Genomic DNA, 24,850 nt, shown 5'->3' with positions numbered 1-24,850 from the left:
GCTCTTAGAGATAACGGCCGTGACGCTGCAGGACTTCGATCTTGTAGCCGTCGGGATCTGTGATGAAAAAGAACAGCGCCAGCAACTTGCCGTCGCGATTGAGCTCGACGATCTTGCCGGGGTTCAATCCCGCCTCCGTCAGACGCTTGTGCTCCATCTCCACTTCCTGAACCGAGAGGGCAAGATGCCCGTAGCCGTTGCCGAGGTCATAAGGCTCGATGCGCCCCTTATTGACCGTCAGCTCCAGCTCGAAGCCGGTCTCGTCATTGCTCATGTAAATCAGGGTGAAGGTGTCGAAATCGATACGATCGGCGACCTTGAGGCCGAAGACCTTGCCGTAGAAATCGACCGAGCGCGCCTCGTCGAGAACGCGGATCATGGAGTGGATCATCTTGGCCAAGGCTGCCTCCCATTGCCGATATCACGGCAGCCTTGGTAGCCGTCGCCTCATGCCGGGCGCAAGCCAATTCTTTCAGTGATGGCGTTTTCGATCAGCCCCATCGCATCATAGATCAACACCGCCATCAGGCCGACGATCAGGCCGCCTTGCAGGATGAAGGCGGTATTGTCGGAGATCAGCCCGGCAATGATGACTTCGCCCAAGCCCTTGGCGGCCACCGTCGAGCCGATCGTTGCCGTGCCGATGTTGATGACGGTCGCAACCTTCAGACCCTCGAGGATCAGCGGCAGGGCGAGCGGCAATTCCACCTGAAAGAGCCGCTGCGTGCCATTCATGCCCATGCCGTCGGCGGCATCCAGCACGGAGGGAGAGACTTGCTTGAGGCCGGAGACGGTGTTTTCGAAAATCGGCAGGAGGCCGTAGAGAAAGAGCGCGATCAACGTTGGCCCGGCGCCGAAGCCGGTTGCAGGCACGGCAAGGGCGAGCACTGCCACCGGCGGGAAGGTTTGGCCGGCATTGGCGATCGCCCGGGACAGCGGCAGGAAGTCCTCGCCGCTTTTGCGGGTGACGAATATGCCGCCGAGGATCGCGAGAACGGCGCTGCCGACGATCGAGATCGCCACGAGAAACAGATGCGAGGCGGCAAGATGCGGAAGGCTGTTTTGGGTATAGACCGCCGGCGCATTGTTGCTCGTCAATGGTAGGAGCAGGAAGGACAGCCACTCCGTCCGGAACAACAGGATCAGCAGCAGGACCAGTGCAGCAGCACGGAAGAGGTTCGCAAGGACGAGCTTCATGCCTTCCGGCCCAGTTCGAGCAATCGCGTCATCGAGATCGAGCCGACAGGCGCCTTGTCCGAATTCTGGACGGCGGCTTCGCCAACGCCCTGCCAGATCATCTCTGCCAGGGCATCTCGCAGGCTGAGCGACTGCGGCAATGCGTAAGCGAGGCCTGACTTTGCCGGCTCCATGCTTTCCTTCAGCGGCAGCAGCGACATCAGCTTCAGCGCCCGGTCGGAGGTGCCGGTCAATTGTTGCACGAAGGGATCGGCCGGCTCGGTCAGGATCTTTTCCGGCGTCGAGCATTGCAGCAGCTTGCCGGCGCTCATCACGGCGATCTGGTTGCCGAGATGGAAGGCCTCGTCCATGTCGTGCGTGACGAGGACGACGGTCGTACCGAACTGCTTCTGGATCGCCAGCAAATCGTCCTGCGCCTTGCCGCGGATGACGGGATCGAGCGCCCCGAACGGCTCGTCCATCAGCAGCAGTTCCGGCTCCGCGGCAAGCGCCCGCGCAACGCCGACTCGCTGCTGCTGCCCGCCGGAAAGCTGGTGCGGATACTTTTCGGCAAAGGTCGCGGGATCGAGGTTGAACAGGCCGAGCAGTTCCTCGACGCGGCGCTTGATTTTCGCCGCATCCCAGCCAAGAAGCTGCGGCACCGTCGCGATGTTTTGCGAAACGGTCCGATGCGGAAAGAGGCCGTGCCCCTGGATCGCGTAGCCGATCTTGCGGCGTAATTCTGTCACCGGCACGTCCATGATGTTCTGCCCGCCGACGAAGATCTCGCCCGATGTGATCGGCACGAGACGGTTGATCATCCGCATCAGCGTCGATTTGCCCGAGCCGGAGGTGCCGACAACAGCCGTGATCGAACCTTTCTCGACTTCCATCGAGACGTTGTCGACGACGGCCGCCGTGCCGTAGCGCTTGGTGACGTTCCTGATTTCGATCATGCTCATGCGGCGGATCCCTGTATGCTGTCGATGACCGCATCGAGGATGACGGCCGAAGAAAAGGCGAAGAAGACGGTCGGCACGGCGCCGAGCAGAACGAGGTCCATGGCTGTTTGACCGAGCCCTTGGAAGATAAAGATGCCGAAGCCGCCACCGCCGATCAGGGCCGCGACCGTCACCAAGCCGATCGCCTGCACCAGGACGATACGAATGCCCGTCAAAATGACGGGAAAGGCAAGCGGCAAGTCGATGCCGGTCAGAATTTGGCGACGCGTCAATCCCATGCCAGCAGCTGCATCACGTACCGAGGGATCGACTCCCTGCAGACCGACGACGGTGTTGGCCACGATCGGCAACAAAGAATAAAGGACAAGCGCGATCAGCGCCGGCGCGGCGCCGATGCCGCGAATGCCGATCGAGGCGGCGGCGGGCACGTGCGTCGCGAGATAGCCGAGCGGCAGCATCAGGATGCCGAAGAGCGCAAGGCTCGGGATCGTCTGGACGAGGCTGAGGCCCTGCAGGACGACGGCACGCAACTTTGGAACCCAGAAACACAGGATGCCGAGCGGTAGACCGATGACGACGGCGATCGCCAGTGAACCGAGTGCCAAGAGCAAATGGGCGACCGCTTCCGTCCAGAACTGCGCGGATCGGGTCGCGAATTCCTTCATGATCGAGAGATCGTCGAGCAGTCCGGAAGCAAGGAAGATGCCGAGCAATCCGGTGTAGACGACAAGGGCCGCAATACGCATCCACGGCGTAAGCTTGATCTTCACGAGCGCATCCGAGACGACGAGCCCGATCACCGCAAACAGCACCCAGAACCCACCACCCGGCGTCATGCGTGCGGCATTGCTGGCCGGTGGCGTGAAGGCCGATGCTGCAAATCCAATGGTCGCGAGCAGCGCCGCAAAACAAAGGGTGGCGATAACCAGCCGCAGCAGCGCGTTTTGAAGAAAAAGCACGGCAAAGGCCGTGGCCAGTAGGAGGATCGTCAGGATGAGGGCGGAAGGTTGATTGAGCAGCTGCGTCAGCAGCATGGGCTTTCCGGCGGCGATGCGGTTTGCCTTCACATAGATGAAAGGCAGGAGCGCAGTTGCGGCAACGCTTGTTGTCACCAGCACCACGCCGAGCCGGTCCAGTTTGCGGACCGCTAAGGTTTCTTCCATCGATCCATCCTGTCCGGTCGAAAGGCTGCTCCGCCCGCGAGCAGGCGGAGCATCGGGCAACGAGATTACTTCAGGAAGCCCTTTTCCTTCAGGTAGCCTTCGGCAACCGACTTGGCCGGTTCGCCATCCACCTGGATCTTGCCGTTCAGCTTGCGCAGTTCATCGGCGCTCAGGCTCTTGAAGATCGGTGCGAGCACTTCCTCGATCTTCGGGTTTGCCTTCAGTACTTCCTCGCGGATGATCGCGGTCGGCGCATAGACTTGTTGCACGTTCTTGTCATCCTCCAGAACCGTCAGTTCCGCGGCCTGGATCGCACCATCCGTACCATAGACCATGGCGGTGTTGGCGCCGTTTGTCTGGTCGGCTGCAGCCTTGATGGTCGCGGCGGTGTCACCGCCCGAAAGGACGATTTCCTGGTCTGGCTTCAGCGTGAAGCCGTAGGTCGTCTGGAATGCCGGAAGCGCGCCAGCCGAGTTGACGAACTCGGCGGATGCCACAAGCTTGGCAGCACCACCGCCTGCGACCCACTTGCCGAAGTCCGACATGGTCTTCAGGTTGTTCGGGCCGGCGACGTCGTTGCGGACCGCGAGCGCCCAGGTGTTGTTGGCGGGGGAAGGCGCCAGCCAGACAATCTTGTTGGCATCGTAATCGAGCTTTTTGGCCAGTTCGTAGCCCTGTTCGAGGTTCTTCCAGGCTGCATCGTCGGCCTTGTTGAAGAAGAAGCCGGCATTGCCGGTATATTCCGGATAGATGTCGATTTCGCCTGATGTGATTGCCTTGCGAAGAACCGGCGTCGTCCCAAGCGCAACACGGTCCTGCGTCTTGATGCCGTTTGCGTTGAGCGCGAGCACGATCACGTTGCCAAGCAGCGTGCCTTCAGTATCGATTTTCGATGAAACGACGACGTCTGCAGCATGGGCCGCCCCTGCCGCAAAGGCGGAAAGCGTGACGGCAAGAGCGAATTTCTTCAACATGGATTGTCCCCTTGATTTACACCGTTTGACCTCGTGGCGGGCCCTGGCGGGAGCCTTCCACGTATAAAATCACCGGCGAAAGCAGCCTGGCTGCGATCATGCCGGAAATACGTGCGTCATGGAAATAGCGTTCGCGTTCGAAAAATCGATGCAAGCCTCTCCAGTTTTGCGGTCGCGGCGCGATTATGGCGGTGAATGCAAATGCTTGCGCGAAAATGCATTTCCTTTTCCATCGCTGCCGCGATTTGTTTTTGTTCCCTTGCGTGTTTCCGCAGATGTCCGGTGCTCTTCAGTGCTTTTACTGTCCAACCCGGTTTTGTTCTTGGCGGGAACGATAGCCGCCGGATTCCCCGACAGGGATATCTTTTTTCGCGAACACATCATATCGTTCGATTTTTCATACTGTTACGGAGAAAGCGATTGCAGCTCGGCACGTTGTTTGTCGCCAGTCACGTGCTCACATCGGGTTCGGTCAGAGAGACGGCACGAAGCCTTTCGCTTGCAGCATCGACGGTCTCGACTGCAGTCCGCAATCTCGAAACGGAGCTTGCCCTGAAGCTGACAGAGCGCAGTTCCGGCGAGCTCACGACGCTCCTCGCCAGCAACGATGTGCGCGAAAAGCTCGCCCCGATCGTGCGGGCAGCTGAAGAGCTCGCGAACTGGATGGGGACCAACGAACCGTCGCGTCTGCCGATCAAGATCACCACGATGGAGCGGTTCCTTGAGGTCGCTGACCAAGGCAGCATCAACCGGGCGGCGCGACGGCTGAAGCTCGGTCAGCCGCAGCTTTCGCTTCAGATCGCGACTTTGGAGAAGGCGCTCGGTCATCGCCTCTTCGAGCGGCAGGCTAATGGCTCCGCGCTGACGGAGCAGGGTAGCCGGATCTATGCCATCTTGCAGGCCATCACGCAGGAGTGGAATGATCTGAAAGCGTCCGCTGACGAACGCTATCAGCGAACGGCGCGGGCGCTGCGCATCGGTTCGATCATTCCGACAGGATCGGAAAGTTGGGTTGCACGATGCCTTGGCGCTCTCGTCGCCGAATGGAACGCCCGCCGCAGCAAGAATGCCCTGTCTCTGGTGTTGATGACGGCGGATGACTTGCGGGAAGCTTTGAAATCCGGCCGGATCGACGTTGCCATTCTCGACTCCGTTTTTGGTCTTGAGCGCTTCCAGCATCGCGAGTTGCTGAAGACCGAGATGGTCCTGATAGCACCGCTGCAAAGCCGAGAGCGGACAGTGGCCGAGCTTGTCGAGGGTCACGCGATCTGCACGCCGAGTTCGAGGACGGGGCTTGGACACGCCACGATGGCGCTAAGCCACGAGCGCACTGCCAATCGCAGGCACCGCAACCAGGATATCACTGCCGCCGACTCTCTGCCTGTGATCGTCGACCTTGTCGCCAACCATGGCTATATCTCGTTTCTTGGCCGCGTCAGCGCCATGCCCATTGCCGACAAGGTTCGCATCGTCGAACTTGAGGAGTCCATCCCGATGTCCTATCACGTCGCCTTCAACCATCGGAAAGCCTCGGCTGACGCAAGTGCCGTGATTGTCGCCGCCGTTGCCGAAATAATTGCCGAACCCGTCGCGCAAGAAAACGCTTTCGCTTAAATGGACAGCGCGGCGGACAAGGAGATTCGAGCGTGAGCGTTTTGCTGGAAGTGTGCGTGGACAGCCCGCAGGGGCTTGCGGCTGCAATTGCCGGCGGTGCGGGCCGTATCGAACTCTGCTCGGCGCTGGAGCTGGGCGGGCTGACGCCGGTCGCCGGGCTGATGAAAGCTGCCGCCGCTGCGCCCATTCCGGTCTATGCAATGATCCGCCCGCACGCCGGCCCTTTCGTGTTCGATGCGGCTGACGAAGAGGCGATGATGGCCGATATCGATGCCGTGCGCGCCTTCGGCCTTGCCGGCGTCGTCATCGGCGCCAATCGCCAGGACGGCAGGCTGGACATGCCTCTGATCAGCCGGCTAAGGGCGCGTGCCGAGGGACTTGGATCGACCCTCCACCGTGCCTTCGATCTCGTCCCTGATCCCGGTGCAGCACTGGAACAGGCGATCGAACTCGGCTGCGAGCGCATCCTGACGTCAGGCTGTGTGCCGAAGGCGATCGACGGCCTGGAAACGCTGAGCCGTCTATCCCGCAAGGCGGCTCGCCGTATCTCGATCATGCCCGGCAGTGGCGTGCGTCCAGGCAACGTCGCTGAGATACTGCGGGCCACCGGCACAAGCGAGGTTCACGCCTCCTGCAGCTCACGGGTCGACAGCATCGACCCACGGGCGGTTACCTTCGGCTTCGAAGCAGCGACAACGAACCGGACGGATGCCGACGTCGTTCGCCAGATGCGGGCGGCGATCGACGCGCTTTAAGCGCCGACCTTGATGACCGCTTTGATCAGGCCGCTCTTTTCATGAGCCCAGCGTGCCAGGTCCCGTGGCGCATTCTCCAAAGTCGTACGGTGGGTGATCAACTGCTCGACCGGTACGAGGCCCTTGGCGATCGAATCCGCGACATGTTCGAAGTCCACGTGGGTCGCGTTGCGGCTGCCGATGACCATCATTTCGCGCTTGTGGAACTCCGGATCGGAGAAGAGAATATCGTCCTTCACGACGCTGACCAGCACCAGCGCGCCGCCATGGGCGACGAAGCCGAAGGCTTTCTCCATCGATGGGCCATAGCCGGTGGCATCGAAAACGACGTCAAAACCGTCGCCGCCAGTCATCGCCCTGACAGCATCGGCGGCACCTTCGCCTGCAACGATGCTAGAGGAAAAGCCGAACCGATCAACGGCCATCTGGAGCCGTTCCTGACTGGTGTCGAGCAATGTCACCTCATGCCCTGATATCCGCGAGAAGATTGCGGCCCCGAGCCCGATCGGGCCGGCACCGATGACGAGCGAGCGTGATCCGGTCGGCGCCATCGAACGGCGAACGGCATGGGCGCCGATTGCCAGAAACTCCGTTGTGGCTGCAGCTTCCGGGCTCACGCCCTTCATCGCATAGAGATTGCCGGCAGGCACCGTGATTTCGTCGCAGAAAGCACCGTCGGTATGAACGCCAAGCACCTTGATATTGGTGCAGCAATTCGGCTTGTCTTGGCGGCAAGCGACGCAGGTGCCACAAGAGAGATACGGGTTGACGACCACAGGCGTTCCGACCGCCATGGCAACGCCTTCGCCCGCTTCGACAACCGTCGCCGAGATCTCGTGCCCCATCACGCGGGGATATTCCAGGAACGGGTGCTTGCCCTCGAAAATGTGGTAGTCCGTGCCGCAGATTCCGACATGGCTCACCGCAAGCCGTACCCAGCCGGATTCAGGCGCGCCGGGTGAGGGACGTTCCACGAGTTCGAGGACGCCAGGTTCTTGGCAGAGCACTGCTTTCATAATGATCTCGCATTCCCTAGATGGAAGAAGCCGGCCTTTGGGCCGGCTCCCTATCTCGCTGCCGGCTTACGGCGTGCGGCGGCGGCGCAGCTGGTCGAAGTAGACGATGACGATGATCAGCAGGCCGGTGATGATGCGCTGCCAGAACGAATTGACGTTCAGCAGGTTCGCACCGTTGTTGATGGTCGCCAGAATGAAAGCGCCGATGAGCGGTCCGTGCACGGAGCCGATGGCGCCGAACAGGCTGGTGCCGCCGATAACGGACGAAGCGATCGCCTGCAGTTCCCATCCGTCGGCCTGTGTGGCGTTGCCGATCGCGATACGGGAGGCAAGCAGAACACCGACGAAGGCGGCAAATGTCGCCGATAGAATATAGGCGAGATAGATGATGCCGTTCACCCGGACACCCGACAGACGGGCCGCTTCGCGGTTCGAACCGACGGCGAAGAGATAGCGACCCCACCGGCTCAAGTGCAGGAAGACGTAAGACGGGACGGCGACAAGAATAACCATCCAGAACAGGCTCGGCACGCCAAGGAAGTCGGCGCGGGCAAAGTTCGTGAAGGGCTCGTTGACGATGTTGATCGTCGAACCATTGGTGATCAAAAGTCCGATGCCGCGCAGCGAGGTCAGCGTTGCCAGCGTGATAATGAAGGGCGGCAGTCCCATCTTGACGATGCCGAAGCCGTGGAATACCCCGATGCCGACGCCGATCAGCAGTGTGATCAGGATGGACGCCCAGACCGGCACGCCTGCTTGCAGCAGCCAAGCCAGGATAACGGTGCAGAATCCGACGATCGCGCCGACCGAAAGGTCGATGCCCGCGGTGATGATTACGAACGTCTGGCCGAGCGCCAGAATGGCCGTCATTGCGCCCTGCCGCAGCAGGTTGGAAATGTTCAGCGGCGTCCAGAAGCTCGCTGTGACGAAGCCGAGTACGATCCAGAGGAAGGCCAGGAGACCGATGAGGGTCAGGCCAAATAGGATGTTGACTTTTCGGCGCGGCGGCGGCGCGGCGATATCGGTGGGGGTTACGGTCATTGGTTCTCTCTCCCTCTTATTCTTTTAGACACCGATCGCTTCGCTGAGCACTTCTTCATGTGTTGCCGCGTGGAAGTCGTGGCTTGCAACAAGCTGGCCGCGGCGGAAGACGTGCAGCCTGTCGGCGAGCTCATAAACCTCAGGCAGATAGGAGGAGATCAGGATGATACCCGCGCCTTGCTTGAGAAGCTTTGCAAACAGCCGGTAGATTTCCGCCTTCGTACCGACGTCGACGCCCACCGTCGGCTCATCGAAGATGAAGAGGCGAGCGCCGTAGCTCAGCCACTTGCCGATGACGACTTTCTGCTGGTTCCCGCCCGACATGGCCGAAACCAGGACACGCCGGCTCGGCGTCTTGATCGCCAGGTCACGGATCTGTTGGTCGGCATTCTGCGATTCCTCGCTGTGGCTGATGACAGGACCCTTGCTCAGCCGTTTGAAGACCGGAAGATTGATATTCAACCCGATCGGCAGGTTGAGGCAAAGTCCCTGGTCGCGGCGGCTTTCCGGCGCCAGCGCGATCCCGAGTTCCATTGCAGTGCGCTCGTTGGTGATGTCGACCTTCTTGCCCATCCAGTGGATCTCGCCGGCCGTGGTCTTTTCCCGCCCGAACAGGCCGAGCGCGAATTCGCTGCGCCCTGCGCCGATCAGGCCATAGAGGCCCACGATCTGGCCGGCCTTGACCGAGAGCGAGACGCTCTCGAAGCCCGGTCCGGAAAGCCCGCGCACGTCAAGGATAGTGTCTCCAATCGGGATCTCTTCCTTGTGATAGATCTGCTCGATCGAGCGGTTGATCATCAGCGCGATCAGCTCGGCTTCATTCGTCTCGCCGATGGTGCGTGTGCCGACATGCGTGCCGTCGCGCAGCACCGAAACGCGGTCCGCGAGTTCGAACACTTCTTCCATGCGATGACTGATGTAGACGATCGTGACGCCTTCGCTTTGAAGGCGGCGGATCAGCTTGAAAAGCTGCGCCGATTCCTGGCGGGTCAGGTAGGCTGTTGGCTCGTCGAAGATCAGGAATTGCGTGCCGCGCATGGCCGCGCGCGCAGTCGCAACGAGTTGTTGTTGGCCGATCGTCAAATCGGCGAGAGGCACGCCGGCAGGCAGTCCGAAGCCGAGATCGTCGAGGACGGCCTGCGCCATCTTCTCCATCTCTTTCTTGCGCATCAGCCCGTATTGATTGACCTCGTCGCCGAGAAAGAGGTTGGCCGCTACCGTCAAGTGCGGGCAGAGAACGACTTCCTGGTGGACGGCGTTGATGCCGCGCGCGATCGCTTCGTTGGGCGTTGCCAGGGCGACGGGGTGGCCGCACCAGAGAATCTCGCCCGCCGTTCTGGCAATCACACCGGTCAGAAGCTTGATCAGGGTCGACTTGCCAGCCCCATTCTCGCCGACGATCGCATGTATCTCGCCGGCCAGGAACGTCATCGTCGCCGGCTTCAGCGCCTGGACGTAGCCGTAATTCTTTTGAAGTCCTTTAAGTTCGAGGATCGGGGCGCCCGCAGGAATGCGGCTTGCCTCCGTCAGCGTGGCGCTGTCATCGTGGCGATGACTGACCTCTTCCAGGCTCATGGGCGTCTCCTCCTCGCGAATTGCCGTCGCTCCACCAGCAGTCAGCGCTCCTCATGCGGACGATAACACAGGTGAAGGAAAGGCCGCGCGGGATTTCTCTCGCGCGGCCACGTCGTGTGATTTACTTGATCTTGGGGTTCAGCAGAGCGTCGATCTTCGGGTCGCTCATGTTGGCCTTGGTGACCAGGTTTGCGCCGGTGTCGACGTTGGCCTCGACCTTCTCGCCCTTGGATACGGCGAGCGCCGTCTTCACGCCGTCATAGCCCATGCGGTAGGGATCCTGCACGACGAGACCTGCGAGCGAGCCGTCCTTGAGGAAGCCGACCGTCTTGTCGTCGCTATCGAAAGCGATGACCTTGATCTTTTCGCCGAGCTTGTTCTCCGCGATTGCCTGGCCGACGCCCTGTCCCAAGATGAGGTTCGAGGCGAAGGCGCCAACAAGGTTCGGGTTAGCCGTGATCAGATCGGTCATCATGTTGAGACCGGTCGTGGCCTGGCCGTCGCCGTACTTGTCAGCAATGACCTTAAGGCCGGGATGCTTCGTCTTGATCTGATCCAGGAAACCTTCACGGCGCTGCTCGAGCGAGCCGACGCCCGGCAGGTTGGTGAGGATGACGACTTCGCCCTCCTCCTTGCCGGTCATTTCCTTAATGGCGGCAGCAAGGCCGTCAGCCGCGATCCGGCCGCCCTGGACGTTGTCAGTCGTCAGGAACGACTTGAAAGCCTTGGAATCGGCGGCCGAGTCGATGCCGACGATCGGAACGGACTTTGCAGCTTCGTCGATCGGCTTGCCAAGCGCCTTGAACTCGGTCGGCGAGATCACGATTGCAGCCGGCTTACCGGCAACGGCGTTTTCAAGAATGCTGATCTGGCCGTTGATGTCGGATTCGGCCTGTGCGCCGAGTTCCGGAACGTTGACACCTAGATCCTTACCGGCAGCGCGGGCGCCGGCCAGAACGATCTGCCAGTAGAAAGAGGTCGTGTCCTTGACGATGATCGGAATCGTCACGTCAGCTGCAAACGACGTTACCGGCATTGCGGTGGCGATAGCGGCAGCACCCGCGAGAGCCGTGAAGGCTCGGCGCGACAAAATGGATTTCATGCGCATGTAGTTCTCCTCCTAGGTGCGTTCTCCTCCAAGAAACCGTACCGCTGAACGCAGGCGGGCGATTTTTATCGATAAAAAACAGTTACCACGAGAAGCTAGCCGAGCGAAAGTCAAATTGCAAGTACTGCAAGAGGCTCGCTCATTGTTTCTTTATCTATCGCAAGTAATTGTTTTTCCAATCGTTCAGTCGCAGTCTAAAGTGGTGTCAGCCGCGATAGACTTCGTCGGGGTGAACAACACCTTTCTTCAAAATCAGGTTACCGTACAGCCGGAATTCTGTCGTCGCGACAATATAGGCGGCCGTGCGGGCACGCTCATAAAAGGCGAAGCGTTCGAGGGATGCGATCTTGAAGTCGCCGGCGCGCCTCGAAACGATTTCCTGAAATTCGGCGCAAACGTCGGGCACTGCGGTCGGGTCGCCGACAACTTGCATGCGCCACGCCGTTTCCGGCACGAACGTATCGAGCGGAAAATGCGTCAGGATCGCCTCGGCCATGTCGGTGGCGCTGACGCCATCGGCACGAATGACTTCCGGACCCATCGTGCTCGAGGGAAAGTTGGCGTCGGCGATGACGATATCGTCGCCGTGCCCCATGCGGGCGATCGCACGCAGCAGGTCGGGATTGAGGATGGGGTGGATACCTCTAAGCATGGTCCGTCCTTATACACGCACGGCGTCTTCGCCGAGCGGCGGTGCGACGAGCGTCAGAGAGTCGAATTCCGGGAAGATCGAGTCCGGCAAGGCTGGCTCGAAAAGCTCCATGTTGCGTGTCAGGCTCGAAGCCTTGGCCGTGCCGATCAGTACCGAGGAGACGAGCGGATCGCGGAGCGGGAACTGGAGCGCCGGGGCAGCCAGCGACACGCCATGTTTGGTAGCGATCTTCTCCATGCCCCCGACCTTGGCGAGGACATCATCTGTCGCCGGCATGTAGTCGAAATGCGAGCCGGGCACGGGGCCCGTCGCAAGGATGCCGGAATTGAAGACGCCGCCAACAACGAGCGAGGTGCCCTTCTTCCTGCAAAGCGGCAGCAGTTCGGCAACCGCCGACCGGTCGAGCAGCGTATAGCGCCCGGCCATCAGGATGCAGTCGATATCGGCATTGCGCATCACGTCGAGGCAGACCGGAATCTCGTTGACACCGAGTCCGAAAGCCTTGATCGCTCCGGAGGACTTCAGTTCATCGAGCGCCTTGATGCCGGTGTCCAGGAATTGCTTCTGCAGGACAGCGTTCTTCGCCGCGCCGTGGGTGTATCCGCCAAGGTCGTGAACGTAGAGTATGTCGATCCGGTTCAGTCCGAGACGGGCATAGCTGAATTCCACCGAGCGCATGATGCCATCGTAGGAATAGTCGTAGTCGGCATCGAAGGAGAGTGGGTCGACATAGCTATAGTCTGGAACGGTTCCCGTCGGCACCGGGCGCAGCAGCCGACCAACCTTGGTCGAGAGCACCCACTCCTTTTCAGGCTTGTCGCGCAGGAAGTCGCCGAAACGACGCTCGGCGAGACCGAGGCCATACCACGGCGCGACATCGAAATAGCGAATGCCGCTGTCCCATGCAGCCTCAAGCGTCTCCATAGCCTGTTCGCGCGGGCAGGCGCGATACAGGCCACCGAGCGCGGCGCCACCGAAGCTCACTTCGGTCACTTCCAGCGCCGTGCTGCCGATCCTCCTCGTCTTCATTATTCCTCCCCTGAAGACTTGATATGCGTCTGATTTAGAGTGTCGCACCCAAATGCCACGGCACAAACTCATTGTCGCCGTAGCCGAACTCCTCACTCTTCGTCTTCTTGCCGGATGCCGTGTCGATGATCAGGTCGAAGATCTCGCGGCCCTTGGCGCTGATCGTCGCATCGCCTGTCGCGATCGTGCCGCAGTCGATGTCCATGTCCTCTTCCATCGAGGCATAGAGAGCCGAATTGCTGGAAAGCTTGATCGAGGGCGCCGGGCGGCAACCGAAGCAGCTGCCTCGGCCGGTGGTGAAGGCGATCATGTTCGCGCCGCCGGCTACCTGACCGGTTGCCGAGACGGGGTCGTAACCGGGGGTGTCCATGAAGACGAGGCCCGGTGCGCTGACGCGCTCGGCATAACCATAGACGGCTGTCAGCGGCGAGCGTCCGCCCTTGGCGACGGCTCCGAGCGATTTTTCAAGGATCGTCGTCAGGCCCCCGCGCTTGTTGCCGGGCGACGGATTATTGTCGAGCGATGCCCCGTGCATCGCCACGTACTTCTCCCACCAGGCGATCTTGTCGTCGAGCTTGCGGGCAACCTCGTCGCTGACGGCGCGGCTGCGCAGAAGGTGCTCGGCACCGTAGATCTCGGAGGTTTCGGAGAGGATCGCCGTGCCGCCGGCAGCTGCCAGCAGGTCGGCTGCAACGCCGAGCGCGGGGTTGGCGGTGATGCCGGAAAAGCCGTCGGAGCCGCCGCACTGCAGGCCGATGATGATATCGCTGATCGGCAGCGCCACGCGCTTTTCCTTGCCGACATCCTGCGCAATTTCGCGCAGCATGCCCATGGCGCGCTCGACGGCGCGTCGCGAGCCACCGGCATCCTGAATGTTGAAGTGACGCTTGGAATTGCCTGCGCCGCTTTGGCCGTAGAGTGTCAGCTGGTTGACTTCGCAACCGAGGCCGATCATCAGCACGCCGCCGAAGTTCACATGCCTGGTATAGCCGGCAAGGGTCCGGTGCAACACGGCCATGCCGTCACCTGTGGAACTCATGCCGCAACCCTGGTCATGCACGATCGGCACGAAACCGTCGATACCGTCGAAATGCGGCAGGATCGTCTTGTTGGCCTCGTCGGCGATCGCCCGACAAACCGTGGTGGAACAGTTCACGCTGGCAATGATACCGATGTAGTTGCGCGTCGCCGAGCGGCCGTCGGCACGACGATAGCCCATGAACGTGCGCGCACGATCCGCTGCAGTTGCTTCCTCAGGCGCCGAGTTGGCGGTCGCGGCAAGACGGTCGTTCTCGAAGTGCAGATTGTGACTGTGAATATGGTCGCCGGCCTTCACGTCCGCCGTCGTCCGCCCGATCGCCTGCCCGTATTTGATGATGGGCTGGCCAAGGGGAATATCGGCGAGTGCGATCTTGTGACCGGGGTCGATCTTCTCGCGGGTCTGGATGCCGGCGACCGTCGCGCCGGATGGGATCGCCGCCGTCGCAACCGCAACGTTGTCGCCGGCAGACAGGATGATCCAGGGGTCCTTGGTCAACATTCTTCTCCCTAGGGGAAACACTCGCTTCGTCGGCGAATGCTCATTGATTTTGTTTTTTATCTACAATAAACATTTTCAAGTCAACGGGATTATTCATCCTGTGGACGAGGGAGGCAAACAGCCGCATGCAATCCAAAATAAGATAAGGATTGCTGACAGATAAGCTTCTGCCACGCTTCGCGCCGCAACTTCGTGGCCGTCCGATCCGTGTTGCCGGGGCAAAAGGGCGGGGTGTGCATGGCAAGGCAGAATACAGTCTTCAAGGAAGCGTACAACCGCTATGCCGCCGCTTTGCGAACGGATGCGGCATTGCCCTCGGAGCCCGAAATAGCGGCGCAGCTCGGCATCAGTCGCAGCACTGCGCGCGCGATTCTGACACGGCTCAGCGATGCCGGCATTATTCGTTGGAACAAGCGTCAGAAGATCGTCCTCAGGCAGCCGACCGAAGCCGATTTCTTTCCATCAGAAGAGACCAACTCACTTCACGACATCATCGAGCGAAGCTTCATGCAGCGCATCTTGTCGGATGATGCCGCACCGGGCATGCAGATCAACGAATTGGAGCTCGCGCGCGAGATCGGTACCGGCACCACGAGTGTCCGCGAATTCTTGATCCGCTTCTCGCGGTTTGGCTTGATCGAGAAACGGCCGAACAGCCACTGGATTCTCAAGGGCTTCACACGCGATTTTGCGCTTGAGCTCGCAGACGTGCGCGAGATGTTCGAGCTGCATTCGGCGGCGGAATTCGGCAAACTTCCGCCAGAGAGCGACGCGTGGTGCGCGCTGTCTGACATCAAGGCGGATCATCAGGCGATGCTGCGTGATCTCGACACGCGCTACAAGGATTTCTCCACTCTCGACGAGCGCTTCCATCTGCTCATCCACGCGGCTTCGCGGAACCGCTTCATTGCCGATTTCTACGATGCTATCGCGATCATCTTTCACTATCACTACCAGTGGAACAAGGCTTTCGCTCGCGAACGCAACGAACGTGCCATTCATGAGCATCTGGATTATATCGCCGCGCTGGAGTCTCGTGATCAGGCAGCGATCGATTCCGCCTGCCGTCTGCACTTGCGCTCGGCGCGCCAGACCCTGCTGCAATCAATTCCACTGACGCCCTCCGACGAGGTTCTGGTGGAAGGCCAATCTTGAGAGAAAACCCGGCCGGAACCGGGCTAATTTCTATTTCACGCCTGCTTTCTATCAGGCGCGACTTTTGCTCCCTCTACCGGCGAAGGGGAGCGCACGTTCCGCAGGCAGTCATTTGCGTCGTCAGCGACAAAATCCTCCTCTTCACCTCGATAGAGGCAATTCCTTCGCGTGTTATTTTGGGGCTTAGAAAGGCCTGCTCACCATTCAACGTTATCGGCAGCGGCGTACTGTCTTGGTGACCTCATCGCCATCGTCGGTCATCGTTCTGACGGTCTTGGTGTAGCAGCCATCGCGATAATAGCGGCCACGATCGCGAACCGCGCCAACTCGGATGCCGTGCTCGTTGATGGTAATTCCGGGACGCACACGATCTTACTCGTCGTCGTAGCTCCGTTCGCGCATTATGGACACGCTGTCAGCCATTGCGGGAGCGACGAACGAACAGAGCGCCATAGCTGCAGCAGTGCAATTCATAAGGGTCCTTCGCATCTCAATTCTCCTTCCCTGCTGAAAGACAAACGAAGGAGAACAGACCTGGTTCCTTAAGAAATGACGCGCAGGTTGGCCTGACGATCCTCTATCGAGCATCACATGTGGTCCAGGTTGAAGGTTTAGTGCGACGCTTCGGTGGCGGCTGACGTCACCGATGCCCGGCCTTGCTCGCGTCCCACAGGAATGAGCCAGGCCGACAGGAACGTGAGAACGGCAACCACCGCCACGCCCCAGAACGTCCAGTGAAGCGAGGCATCGAAGACGGTGCGGATTGCGGGATCGGCGGCCAATTCGGAAAGCCCGGTTGGCTGGTTCAGAACATCATGCAGCGAGCTTGCTGCGTCCCCGGCGGCATAGTGGCTGATGCCGGCGTTGAGAATGGCACCGAGCACGGTTGCTCCGAGGGTATTGCCGAGGCTGCGGGCGAAGATGATCGACGCTGTGGCGCTGCCGCGCATCGACCATTCGACACTGTCCTGTACAAGCGCGATACTGGTGAGGCTGATCAGCCCCATGCCGAAGCCCATGAAGAACGAGCCTGCTCCCGCGAGCGCGGGGTGGCTGTCCGGTGTCAGGAATAGCAGGAAGGAAGCACCGAAGGGAAACATCAGGCTTCCAACCCGTAGCGTGCGTCGGATGCCGAACGCCCTGAACAAGCGGCTGGAGAGCATCACAGCCAGTGGCCACCCGACGACCAGCATCGTCAACGTGAAGCCCGCGACGATCGACGACCGTCCGAGGACGCCCTGGACGTACATGGGCAATACGGTCGAAAGCCCGATCAGCGCCATGCCGGCAAGCAGTGTTGCGGCGTTGCTGGTCGCGACCAGCCGGCGGCTCCAGAGAGCAAAGGAAATGATCGGCTCGGCCGCCCGCTTCTCCTGCAGCAGGAAAAGGACGGCGGCGACGGCGAACACCAGGGCGAGCAACGCCAATACCCACGCCTTGGCATCCGCGGCTTCAGTCAGGATGACGAGCAGCGCAATGACGGCGATCGAAAACAGGATGGCGCCGAGATAATCGATCTTCGCCTGCTTGTGCGCGACCGATTCCTTGAGGAAGAGGGAGAAAGCGGCGATCGACACGATTCCGATCGGCAGGTTGATCCAGAAAATCCAGGCCCAGGAGATGGTATCGACGATCACACCCCCGGCGAGCGGCCCGACAACCGCCGATGTGGCCCACACTGTCGCCATGACACCCTGCACGCGGCCTCGCTCCTCGAGCGTGAAGAGGTCGCCGATGATTGTCATTGTTACCGGCTGGATAGCCCCGGCGCCAAGCCCTTGCAGCAGGCGGAAAACGATCAGCGAAGCCATCGACCATGCCAGCCCGCAGAGTAGGGAACCGAAGAGAAAGATCAGGATGCCCGAAATCAGCACCGGTTTGCGCCCGAAGATGTCCGAAAGCTTGCCGTAAATGACGGTTGTCGTCGACTGGGCCAGAAGAAAAGCCGAGAAGACCCAGCTGTAATAGGTAAAGCCACCCAACTGCCCAACGATCTTCGGCATGGCGGTCGCGACGATCGTGGCCTCGATCGCGACCATGAAAGTCGCGAGCATGATAATGGCGACGACGAGCGCGCGGTTCGAGCGCAGAGCTGTATGGGACATGAGATCTTCTCCGGGTGCTCCGCGAAGTGCCAAAAAATGACCGGCAAGTCGGCTAGGCGGGCTGGCGCGGAGTGTAGCACCGGTTCTAGGCCGCCGACCGGAAGGCGTCAATTATTATCCGTTTGGTTACGAGTGCGGCTTCCGCGCGGGAGTCGCATCTGGATGGCGCACGCTTAGGGCGAGTTGGGCGTCAAGAAAGCAAGACGACACATGCGGTATGCGCGGCGCCTCTGCCACCTCAATTGGCTTGAAGTTCAATTACCGGATGTTAATAGTCTCTCTATCGGTTGCAATAATATATACCCCTATTGTTGTAATAAACTCGCGTCATTTTACATTTTACAACAAGAAAGCGCATGCTATTCTTAGAATCTCTAGTTTAGGGACACGTGGCGAGACTATTCTCGGCACGGCGTGCATTTTCAGCGCTGTTTGGTGCTTGAAAGGCCAAATGAGCGCTTTTGGCTTGTGATCGGCATCGGCCGAGCAAGTTGAGAACAAAAAGACTCAATCTTGAGGAGGCATCCGATGTTTCATAAAGAGCCTTGGCTTTTCATCGGCTTCTCTTGAGGCCGCTGAGGGCGTGAAGCCGACAGGCAAGTGGCTGGGAACCACCTTCGACCGCATGGTCGGACCGGGATCAAGGTAGCCTGAAAACACTCATGAGGCGAATGCGCGGCAATGGTGCCGCAGTAGGCGATATCGAGCGGCAGCGTTCTGAAACGACGCGGCCGGGCCTAAAAATCTTGGAAATTCGCCAAGCGTTGGAGTGGGTCCGATGATCAATAGCTTTGGTGAAGACACTTACTTGCCTTTGGTACAACTAATCTACGAAACCGTGGTAAGCCCTCCCGAATGGGAGAAGGTCATAGCGGAGCTGATCAATGCCACCAAGGCTGCCGCCGGGGCAGTCGTGGGCTTCAAGGGGGCGGAGGATCGGCGCGCGAGCGTGTTTGCAAAGGGCGTCCCGAAAGCCGCGCTCTGCAATCCGCAGATGATCGCTGCACTGCACGCGGCGACGCTCACCTTGGGACAGGGGGCGTTCCTGACGATCGACCTGAAGGCCAAGCTCAATCCGCAATGGGACAAGCCCGTGCACGAGTGCTTTGGTGTCGAGGGCAGCCTTCTGATACTCGTTCTCGTCAAGGAAGGCGGACGCAGGATTGCATTGATGCTTCATTTCGATCGCCCGGGTCGGAGTGAAACAGATAGAGCGGCCGAAGCGCTGATGAAATTGCTGCCGCACTTTCAGACGGCCTTTGCAATCCAGAAGACCACGCTCTTGGAGCGTGAGAAATCCGCACATATGGAGAGCGCCTTCTTCAGTTCGTCCGCACCCTCTGCGATTATTACGGAAGACTATCAGGTTCGCCTGGCGAATGGGAGCTTCGAGAAATTTGTCGAAGCGTCGCATCTGCTAGTCGAATATAGCGACTCCGTGATCGATTTCGTCGACACGGCACTTCAGGACGAGGTTGCACGGCTGATCGGTATGGCGTCGTCGCATGGACGTGTTCGACACGTTGCCTGGGTTGAGGACAAGGTGAAGAACGTTAAATGGCTCATCAGCGTCGATGCGCTGTCGGGGCGTGTCGGCCTCGCCTCGCAGTTCAAGAACGTCTTTGCGACCAACGAGCGCGTTTACATGCTCACGATACGCGAGCTCGGCGGAAACAGCCTGCTGGCGCCTGACACCATCAAGTCAATCTTCGGCCTGACACCGACGGAGGCCGATCTTGCCTATTGCCTCTTGCGGGGAGAAACGGCATCCGAAATCGCGCGGCAACGTGGTGTCTCGAAAAATACAGTCCATAATCAGCTTGCCTCCGCGATGGCACGCGTGGGCGTGAACCGGCAGACGCAGTTTCTGCACTGCCTTTCCATGCTCTCCGCGATGTGCTGATCGTGCTGCTTAGAACCGCCAGGTAACGCTGACGGAGACGTTGTAATCGATGGCATGACTCATGCCTATCGTGGGCGATACGCCGCCCGCATCTGCGACATAGTTGATCGTCGGTACCTTGTTAATGTAGTTCACGCCGGCGTCCAGGCCGACCTGCAGATTCTCCGTGGGCGCGTAGCGCAGCCCGGCGCCAACGCCGGCAAGCAAGCTGGCGTCGTCGCGCGTCTGGGAGACAAAGTCGAAGGCGCCCGTCGATACGCTCGGCAGAACTGCGGAATAATGGCTTCGATAGTGGGAATGCAGGTAGGCCCCGCCAAATCTCGCATCGAACGAGACGCTGAGATCCGGCTGCAATGCCTTGGCGACCGAGAGCTCAGCCAACGCCCCGACATAGCGTGCATCGAGTTCGTCGTCCTGCGCGACGCTGACCTGCGGAACCACGACACCCGGGTAGTTCGCGGTAATTTGGAGCGTCCGACGAAAATCCACGTCGCGATCGATGGACCTATACATCGGGCCAAACTTGGGCGTAATCGTCCAGCCGCCTTGAAGGTCGATCGGAGCGCCAAGCAGTAGTGTCTGATCGATGACCGTGGCGTCCTCGCTGCGCTCATCGACGATTGAGCTGTTACTGAGGTCGCCGGTAGCTCGAAGGGTCATCCCAGTGTTGTCGGCATAGGCAGCATAGGCCGCGGCGCTTTGTGTATCGCCGTTCGTGAGGAGCGCGGCAAAGGTGCCGCCGGTTATCGCGCTATTCGAGGCAAACTGAGTCACACGTCCGCCCACCGGTGAGGAGCTTGAAATAAGTGTGCCGACTGTCCCGCCTGCGCTGTCGTTGACTGTAACATCAACCGTTGCAACCGCTGGTAGGGTGCCGGCAGGTGACGCGAATAGCGTGCTGATGTTGCCGTTTGCGGAATTACCATAGACCAGGTTCAGGGAATTTTGCCCGGAAAGGCTCGTACGGTCCGTGGAATTGGAAGAAAGGTCCGAGATGCTGCCGTTCCACTCCAGGACTAGCGGCTGCGATCCTATCTGGCCGAGCGGCAAATCCAGGTCGATGCCAAGGCTAAGGCCGTCGTCAACGACCCTGCTGTCCCCGCTTCCGAAGAAATCGGGTCGACGCGAGCCCCAGCTTGGCAAGCTCAGCCAGTTGATGCCGGCCCCGATCTGCAAGGTTAGTGCAGTTTCCTCGTTCTGCGCTACGGGCGCAGGCTTGGTGTCATCCGCAGCCGCAATGGATGTCGTAGTTGCAAGGTTTGCCAAGGCCACAGCGAGGACAGCAGGCAGCTTGTGCGTCCGAACAGCCAGGCAGATCCCCATTCCCTCGTCACCCCAAGATAGCCGCTAACACACGCCGACGCGACGCACCGAGGTCTATTACTATTATAATTTAGTGTACAATCAATTAGCGGCCGTTTTGCGTGCGGGGAAGATCGCACCGACGGTGCATAAATGTCACGGCACCGACACCACGCAGAGCTTCTCGCCATTCGGACCATAGACAGTCAGGCGGGCGCTCCATCCGTTTGGCGACACGGAGACCGTTGACCGCGAAAGCGCGAGCCGTCCCGGGTCATCCTTCTGGAAATCGCCGCCTTGAACGTTGCTTGAGGTGTTACCATTGGAATTCGAGAAAATCTCGAACTGATAGCTACCTTGGCCACGGCCGTCGCTTTCGATCGTCGGGACGAGGGTCATGGCGCCCCCTTTCTCATGATGCTCGATGATGCAGTGAACGGGTGGCAGGGCAGCAATCATTGTGGGACTCCAGAGCAAAAGAGGTCAGCGGCACCGCCGCTGACCTTCAAGGATACTCGACTAATGCTGGATGGTCACAGAGTTGTTGCCAACGCCGGACTGATAGGTCTGCGAGTTGTTTCCGCGGCCAAACTGCAGCGTACCAGAGACGTTTCCTAGGCCCTGTTGTACGGTAAGCGAGTCATTGCGGCGACCGAATTGGGCCGTGCCGGATTCATTGAATGCGCCATGTTGAATGGTCGTCGAGCTGTTTCGAATGCCGACTTGGCCGGTGCCGCTGAAGTTACGGAAGCCACTCTGGAACGTGCCGGCGCTGTTGCCCCAACCGGTTTGATCCGTGATGGCTTCATTATCCGCAGCGAATACGCCGGAGATCGACGAAAGAGCAAACACGGTTGCAATTACTAGGCCCTTGATTTTCATTGTATCTCTCCTCTTCCTCCCGCCGGAATTGACGGTTGAGAGACACTACCGCATCGCCATTCGCGCGAGGGTTTCAAAGCTTGCCTAACGGAATGGGGAATTTCCCTGCTTCAGCCAAGGAACATGGTGTCGCTTAGTGATGTGGGAGGTGGCAAGTGTATTTGTAGCTATGTCAATAGTGATACTTGCCAGAAAAATAGGTTGGAGAACTATAGTTCCGAAGAGGTTCGGCTCGTGCGACAAATCGCGCGACGAAATACGCTTTACAATGGTTCGATACAAGCGATTTGTAAAGAACGGGACGGATGCGATATCCTCCATCTCTTCCATCCGACAGTTGCTGCCTGCTCTGCCGGGCGGTTGGTGAAGGCGATGATCTCGGGGTTGTGTGTGGCTTTTGCATTTTTCCAATCCTTTCAAGCCAGGGTCATGCCGCCGTCGACGTGAAGCTCGATCCCATTGACGAAGCTTCCTGCATCGGAGGCCAGAAACAGTGCGGCGCGCGCCAGCTCTTCCGACCGTCCCAGCCGACCTGCGGGGATAAGCTGGGACATGTAGTCCTTGAAGGCCGGGCGCTCGGCTTCCGATACGCCGAGCTTGCCGAGGATTTCGGTCTCGACCGGCCCCGGGCTCAGGATGTTGACGCGGATCCGCCGCGACTTGAATTCGATCGCCCAATTCTTCGCAAAGGCGGCGACTGCCGCCTTCGACCCGGCATAGACCGTATGATTTGGGAGGATCTTCGTGGCCGCGAGCGAGCTCGTCACGATGATGCTGCCGCCGTCGCGGATCAGCGGCGCGATTGCCTGCACGCCGAAGAATACGCCGCGCGCATTGATGGCGAAGTGTCGGTCATAGTCTTCCGGGGTGACATTGGCAGACGCGGAAAGGTTGATGACACCGGCATTGGCCACGTAGACGTCGATTCCGCCGAAGCTCCTCTTGACGATATCCGCCAACTTGCGGTGATCTTCGAGGTCGGCGACATCGCCCACGAAGCCAATGGCTGAATGGCCGATTTCCTTCACGGCCCGATCGACGACATCCTGCCTCCGGCCAGTGATGATGACCTGCGCTCCCTCTTCCGCGAAGAGCTGTGCGATCGCTTTGCCGATGCCGCTATTGCCGCCGGTGATGATGGCGACCTTGTCTTTAAGGTGTTGCATTGCTTATCTCCTTTTCAACAAGAGATGAGATAGACGTTGCCTCCCGGCGTCATTAGATCATGGGCGGGCACATGATCTGTGCCGCGGAGGTGCAAGTGGCAAACCTGCTGAACGAGACGTCGGGATTGATGGCTTTCGTACGGACCGTGGAGGCTGGCTCGTTCAGCGCCGCCGCGCGTGACCTGGCCACGACGCCGTCCGCGGTGTCGAAGAGCGTGGCGCGGCTGGAAAAGAAGATCGGCGCGCGCCTATTCCTGCGCTCCACCCGTGCCCTCACGCTGACGCAGGACGGTCAGGTTTTCTTCGACCGCGTTGCGCCGCTATTGCGGGATCTGGATTCGAGTGACGAGGCGATCAGGTCCGATGCCTCGCCGTCGGGCCGCTTGCGCATCAGCATGCCGAGCGAACTGGCGCCTCTTCTGCTCCCGCGTCTCTTTTCGAGCTTTGCCGCCGACCATCCGAACCTTCATCTCGATATCGGTCTCACGGATCGGTTTGTCGATCTGATCAGGGAGGACTATGACGTCGTGCTGCGTGCAGGTAGACCCCTGGAGGGTGATCTGATCGTGCGCCATCTCGCCGACCTGCGAATGGCGATCGTCGCATCTCCGGCTCTTGTTGAAGCCTGGGGCAATCCCACCAGCGACGAAGCCCTAGCAGCGATGCCCTTTGCCCGATATGCGCCGGGCGGCGTGATACAGCCTTTGCCCCTGGCGGATGGGAAGAGCTTCACTCCGTCAGGGCGCGTGGATTGCGACTCGGGAGCAGCGCTCATTCAGGCTGCGCTCGGCGGGTTGGGGGCCGCCTATGTTCTGCGATGCCTGGTCGCCAAAGAACTAGAATCCGGTGCGCTTGTCGCCGTCGCGTCGGGGATGGGGTTTCCCAAGCTTCCATTCAACGCGCTGCACGCGTTTGGCCGCACGGTGCCGCTGCGCGTAAGGTTATTCTGTGACTTCATGGCCCGCGAGGCAAAAGCCATCGAAGCTATCTAACCAACGGCGCATCATCGCCAATGCCGGCATCTGTTCAGCCAACTCAAAATTTCGAGCCACCCGCCTCCCGCATCGCAGTCGGCAACGTTTCCCATGCCCTGATCAACTCTCCGATCGAGCCGGCGCCCATCTTGCGCATGACGTTGGCGCGATGCAGCTTCACCGTCACTTCGCTGATGCTGAGGTCGAAGGCGATCTGCTTGTTCAGTCGCCCGCGTGCGACTTCGCGCAGGATTTCGCGCTCCCGGTGCGTCAGTGTCTCCAAGCGCTCGAGATTGCGCTTGACGACAACAGCCTCCGCGCGCCGCGCCACATCGAGCTCAATCCCGGCGATCACCGCATCGAGCAGCGTCTGATCCCGCACCGGTTTGGTGAGAAAGTCCACCGCGCCGGCCTTCATGGCCTGCACCGTCATCGGGATGTCGCCGTGTCCGGTGAGGAAAATGATTGGCTTGAGATTGCCGTTTTGCGCCAGATGGTGCTGCAGATGAAGCCCGCTTGCTCCCGGCATGCGCACATCGAGGATCAGGCAACCTGGGCTGTCCAATATGTCGGCGTCGAGCACTTCTTGGGTTGAGGCGAAATCGACTGACCGGAAACCCGCCGAAAGAATCAACTCAGACAAAGCCTCGCGGACAGCCGCGTCGTCATCGACGATGATGACGATTGGCTGCTCGGCATCATTCTTGTGCTGTGGTAACAGCGGCGCCGATTTCCGCGGCAGTTGTTCAACTCTCATG

23 protein-coding genes and 1 pseudogene are annotated in these 24,850 nt (G+C 59.9%); 5 read left to right on the top strand and 19 right to left on the bottom strand.

All coding sequences use genetic code 11. The annotated features are described in order from the left end of the window. Positions 1 to 4: 4 nt before the first annotated feature. The 5 genes from C934_RS0116040 to osmF all read right to left on the bottom strand — a co-directional run bounded on the left by C934_RS0116040 (position 5) and on the right by osmF (position 4,275). Complete coding sequence (locus C934_RS0116040) at positions 5 to 400, bottom strand: VOC family protein (protein ID WP_018857674.1); 396 nt, start codon at positions 398 to 400, stop codon at positions 5 to 7. A 47-nt stretch (positions 401 to 447) separates the two neighbouring features. Beyond that, positions 448 to 1,197 carry an ABC transporter permease gene (locus tag C934_RS0116035; RefSeq protein ID WP_018857673.1) on the bottom strand — a complete coding sequence of 250 codons (750 nt, stop codon included), beginning with the start codon at positions 1,195 to 1,197 and terminating at the stop codon, positions 448 to 450. Continuing rightward, positions 1,194 to 2,138, bottom strand: a complete 945-nt coding sequence (locus C934_RS0116030; protein ID WP_018857672.1) for an ABC transporter ATP-binding protein — start codon at positions 2,136 to 2,138, stop codon at positions 1,194 to 1,196. The genes C934_RS0116035 and C934_RS0116030 overlap by 4 nt, the downstream gene beginning before the upstream one ends. Next, positions 2,135 to 3,301, bottom strand: a complete 1,167-nt coding sequence (locus tag C934_RS0116025; protein ID WP_018857671.1) for an ABC transporter permease — start codon at positions 3,299 to 3,301, stop codon at positions 2,135 to 2,137. The genes C934_RS0116030 and C934_RS0116025 overlap by 4 nt, the downstream gene beginning before the upstream one ends. Positions 3,302 to 3,366: 65 nt before the next feature. Continuing rightward, a complete protein-coding gene (osmF, locus tag C934_RS0116020; RefSeq protein ID WP_018857670.1) occupies positions 3,367 to 4,275 on the bottom strand; it encodes a glycine betaine ABC transporter substrate-binding protein OsmF in 909 nt (302 codons plus the stop codon). A 420-nt stretch (positions 4,276 to 4,695) separates the two neighbouring features. On the opposite strand from osmF, the gene C934_RS0116015 reads away from it, so the two are divergent. Next, positions 4,696 to 5,889 carry a LysR family transcriptional regulator gene (locus C934_RS0116015; RefSeq protein ID WP_018857669.1) on the top strand — a complete coding sequence of 398 codons (1,194 nt, stop codon included), beginning with the start codon at positions 4,696 to 4,698 and terminating at the stop codon, positions 5,887 to 5,889. Between the two features lie 32 nt (positions 5,890 to 5,921). Beyond that, positions 5,922 to 6,644, top strand: coding sequence for a copper homeostasis protein CutC (locus tag C934_RS0116010; protein ID WP_018857668.1), 723 nt, complete (start codon positions 5,922 to 5,924; stop codon positions 6,642 to 6,644). Here the strand turns inward: C934_RS0116010 and C934_RS0116005 are convergent. The 7 genes from C934_RS0116005 to C934_RS0115975 all read right to left on the bottom strand — a co-directional run bounded on the left by C934_RS0116005 (position 6,641) and on the right by C934_RS0115975 (position 14,602). Further along, positions 6,641 to 7,660: a zinc-binding alcohol dehydrogenase family protein gene (locus C934_RS0116005; RefSeq protein WP_018857667.1), complete on the bottom strand. Its 1,020-nt coding sequence runs from the start codon at positions 7,658 to 7,660 to the stop codon at positions 6,641 to 6,643. The two genes, C934_RS0116010 and C934_RS0116005, sit on opposite strands and share 4 nt — an antisense overlap. 66 nt (positions 7,661 to 7,726) lie before the next feature. Then, entirely contained in the window at positions 7,727 to 8,701 is a 975-nt protein-coding gene (locus C934_RS0116000; protein WP_018857666.1) for an ABC transporter permease, read from the bottom strand. A 24-nt stretch (positions 8,702 to 8,725) separates the two neighbouring features. Continuing rightward, positions 8,726 to 10,276, bottom strand: coding sequence for a sugar ABC transporter ATP-binding protein (locus C934_RS0115995; protein ID WP_018857665.1), 1,551 nt, complete (start codon positions 10,274 to 10,276; stop codon positions 8,726 to 8,728). Between the two features lie 121 nt (positions 10,277 to 10,397). Continuing rightward, entirely contained in the window at positions 10,398 to 11,384 is a 987-nt protein-coding gene (locus C934_RS0115990) for an ABC transporter substrate-binding protein (RefSeq protein WP_018857664.1), read from the bottom strand. A 205-nt stretch (positions 11,385 to 11,589) separates the two neighbouring features. Continuing rightward, entirely contained in the window at positions 11,590 to 12,036 is a 447-nt protein-coding gene (locus C934_RS0115985; RefSeq protein WP_018857663.1) for an RbsD/FucU family protein, read from the bottom strand. Positions 12,037 to 12,045: 9 nt separating this feature from the next. Continuing rightward, positions 12,046 to 13,065, bottom strand: a complete 1,020-nt coding sequence (locus C934_RS0115980; RefSeq protein WP_018857662.1) for an aldo/keto reductase — start codon at positions 13,063 to 13,065, stop codon at positions 12,046 to 12,048. Between the two features lie 34 nt (positions 13,066 to 13,099). After that, positions 13,100 to 14,602 (bottom strand): UxaA family hydrolase, encoded by a 1,503-nt coding sequence (locus C934_RS0115975; RefSeq protein ID WP_025658786.1) that lies wholly within the window; start codon positions 14,600 to 14,602, stop codon positions 13,100 to 13,102. 240 nt (positions 14,603 to 14,842) lie between these two features. Here C934_RS0115975 and C934_RS0115970 point away from each other — a divergent pair, with 240 nt between their 5' ends. Then, entirely contained in the window at positions 14,843 to 15,760 is a 918-nt protein-coding gene (locus tag C934_RS0115970) for a GntR family transcriptional regulator (protein WP_018857660.1), read from the top strand. A gap of 210 nt (positions 15,761 to 15,970) precedes the next feature. Here the strand turns inward: C934_RS0115970 and C934_RS32015 are convergent. Further along, a pseudogene (locus C934_RS32015) lies at positions 15,971 to 16,249 on the bottom strand (hypothetical protein). 122 nt (positions 16,250 to 16,371) lie between these two features. Beyond that, entirely contained in the window at positions 16,372 to 17,865 is a 1,494-nt protein-coding gene (locus C934_RS0115960) for an MDR family MFS transporter (protein ID WP_018857657.1), read from the bottom strand. Positions 17,866 to 18,643: 778 nt separating this feature from the next. Between C934_RS0115960 and C934_RS0115955 the strand changes: the two genes are divergently transcribed. Next, complete coding sequence (locus C934_RS0115955; RefSeq protein WP_018857656.1) at positions 18,644 to 19,768, top strand: helix-turn-helix transcriptional regulator; 1,125 nt, start codon at positions 18,644 to 18,646, stop codon at positions 19,766 to 19,768. A gap of 9 nt (positions 19,769 to 19,777) precedes the next feature. On the opposite strand, the gene C934_RS0115950 is transcribed toward C934_RS0115955, so the two are convergent. The 4 genes from C934_RS0115950 to C934_RS0115935 form a co-directional block, all read right to left on the bottom strand. Further along, positions 19,778 to 21,091: a hypothetical protein gene (locus tag C934_RS0115950; protein WP_018857655.1), complete on the bottom strand. Its 1,314-nt coding sequence runs from the start codon at positions 21,089 to 21,091 to the stop codon at positions 19,778 to 19,780. Between the two features lie 135 nt (positions 21,092 to 21,226). Next, positions 21,227 to 21,529 carry a curli-like amyloid fiber formation chaperone CsgH gene (gene csgH, locus C934_RS0115945; protein WP_018857654.1) on the bottom strand — a complete coding sequence of 101 codons (303 nt, stop codon included), beginning with the start codon at positions 21,527 to 21,529 and terminating at the stop codon, positions 21,227 to 21,229. A gap of 60 nt (positions 21,530 to 21,589) precedes the next feature. Continuing rightward, entirely contained in the window at positions 21,590 to 21,952 is a 363-nt protein-coding gene (locus C934_RS0115940; RefSeq protein WP_018857653.1) for a hypothetical protein, read from the bottom strand. 416 nt (positions 21,953 to 22,368) lie between these two features. Beyond that, positions 22,369 to 23,118 (bottom strand): SDR family NAD(P)-dependent oxidoreductase, encoded by a 750-nt coding sequence (locus C934_RS0115935; RefSeq protein WP_018857652.1) that lies wholly within the window; start codon positions 23,116 to 23,118, stop codon positions 22,369 to 22,371. Between the two features lie 59 nt (positions 23,119 to 23,177). On the opposite strand from C934_RS0115935, the gene C934_RS0115930 reads away from it, so the two are divergent. Further along, a complete protein-coding gene (locus tag C934_RS0115930; protein WP_018857651.1) occupies positions 23,178 to 24,110 on the top strand; it encodes a LysR family transcriptional regulator in 933 nt (310 codons plus the stop codon). Positions 24,111 to 24,153: 43 nt separating this feature from the next. Here the strand turns inward: C934_RS0115930 and C934_RS0115925 are convergent, their stop codons facing one another. After that, the gene (locus C934_RS0115925) at positions 24,154 to 24,849 is read right to left on the bottom strand and encodes a response regulator transcription factor (protein ID WP_018857650.1); all 696 of its coding nucleotides are present in this window, start codon (positions 24,847 to 24,849) and stop codon (positions 24,154 to 24,156) included. Between the last annotated feature and the right edge of the window lies 1 nt (position 24,850).

It is taken from the genome of Rhizobium sp. 42MFCr.1, assembly GCF_000377185.1.
Classification (GTDB): domain Bacteria; phylum Pseudomonadota; class Alphaproteobacteria; order Rhizobiales; family Rhizobiaceae; genus Rhizobium; species Rhizobium altiplani.
The sequence above is the reverse complement of the archived record's forward strand: the minus strand, read 5'-3'. Positions and strand labels throughout refer to the sequence as shown.

What these genes read in the sequence shown, in the direction of transcription:
- C934_RS0115985 (WP_018857663.1), bottom strand. Translation starts at nt 12,036, where the DNA reads ATGCTTAGAGGTATCCACCCCATCCTCAATCCCGACCTGCTGCGTGCG.
- C934_RS0116005 (WP_018857667.1), bottom strand. Translation starts at nt 7,660, where the DNA reads ATGAAAGCAGTGCTCTGCCAAGAACCTGGCGTCCTCGAACTCGTGGAA.
- C934_RS0116030 (WP_018857672.1), bottom strand. Translation starts at nt 2,138, where the DNA reads ATGAGCATGATCGAAATCAGGAACGTCACCAAGCGCTACGGCACGGCG.
- C934_RS0115950 (WP_018857655.1), bottom strand. Translation starts at nt 21,091, where the DNA reads ATGGGGATCTGCCTGGCTGTTCGGACGCACAAGCTGCCTGCTGTCCTC.
- C934_RS0115990 (WP_018857664.1), bottom strand. Translation starts at nt 11,384, where the DNA reads ATGCGCATGAAATCCATTTTGTCGCGCCGAGCCTTCACGGCTCTCGCG.
- C934_RS0115995 (WP_018857665.1), bottom strand. Translation starts at nt 10,276, where the DNA reads ATGAGCCTGGAAGAGGTCAGTCATCGCCACGATGACAGCGCCACGCTG.
- C934_RS0115960 (WP_018857657.1), bottom strand. Translation starts at nt 17,865, where the DNA reads ATGTCCCATACAGCTCTGCGCTCGAACCGCGCGCTCGTCGTCGCCATT.
- C934_RS0116025 (WP_018857671.1), bottom strand. Translation starts at nt 3,301, where the DNA reads ATGGAAGAAACCTTAGCGGTCCGCAAACTGGACCGGCTCGGCGTGGTG.
- C934_RS0115955 (WP_018857656.1), top strand. Translation starts at nt 18,644, where the DNA reads ATGATCAATAGCTTTGGTGAAGACACTTACTTGCCTTTGGTACAACTA.
- C934_RS0116035 (WP_018857673.1), bottom strand. Translation starts at nt 1,197, where the DNA reads ATGAAGCTCGTCCTTGCGAACCTCTTCCGTGCTGCTGCACTGGTCCTG.
- C934_RS0115980 (WP_018857662.1), bottom strand. Translation starts at nt 13,065, where the DNA reads ATGAAGACGAGGAGGATCGGCAGCACGGCGCTGGAAGTGACCGAAGTG.
- C934_RS0115940 (WP_018857653.1), bottom strand. Translation starts at nt 21,952, where the DNA reads ATGAAAATCAAGGGCCTAGTAATTGCAACCGTGTTTGCTCTTTCGTCG.
- C934_RS0115930 (WP_018857651.1), top strand. Translation starts at nt 23,178, where the DNA reads ATGGGCGGGCACATGATCTGTGCCGCGGAGGTGCAAGTGGCAAACCTG.
- C934_RS0116000 (WP_018857666.1), bottom strand. Translation starts at nt 8,701, where the DNA reads ATGACCGTAACCCCCACCGATATCGCCGCGCCGCCGCCGCGCCGAAAA.
- csgH (WP_018857654.1), bottom strand. Translation starts at nt 21,529, where the DNA reads ATGATTGCTGCCCTGCCACCCGTTCACTGCATCATCGAGCATCATGAG.
- C934_RS0115925 (WP_018857650.1), bottom strand. Translation starts at nt 24,849, where the DNA reads ATGAGAGTTGAACAACTGCCGCGGAAATCGGCGCCGCTGTTACCACAG.
- C934_RS0115970 (WP_018857660.1), top strand. Translation starts at nt 14,843, where the DNA reads ATGGCAAGGCAGAATACAGTCTTCAAGGAAGCGTACAACCGCTATGCC.
- osmF (WP_018857670.1), bottom strand. Translation starts at nt 4,275, where the DNA reads ATGTTGAAGAAATTCGCTCTTGCCGTCACGCTTTCCGCCTTTGCGGCA.
- C934_RS0115935 (WP_018857652.1), bottom strand. Translation starts at nt 23,118, where the DNA reads ATGCAACACCTTAAAGACAAGGTCGCCATCATCACCGGCGGCAATAGC.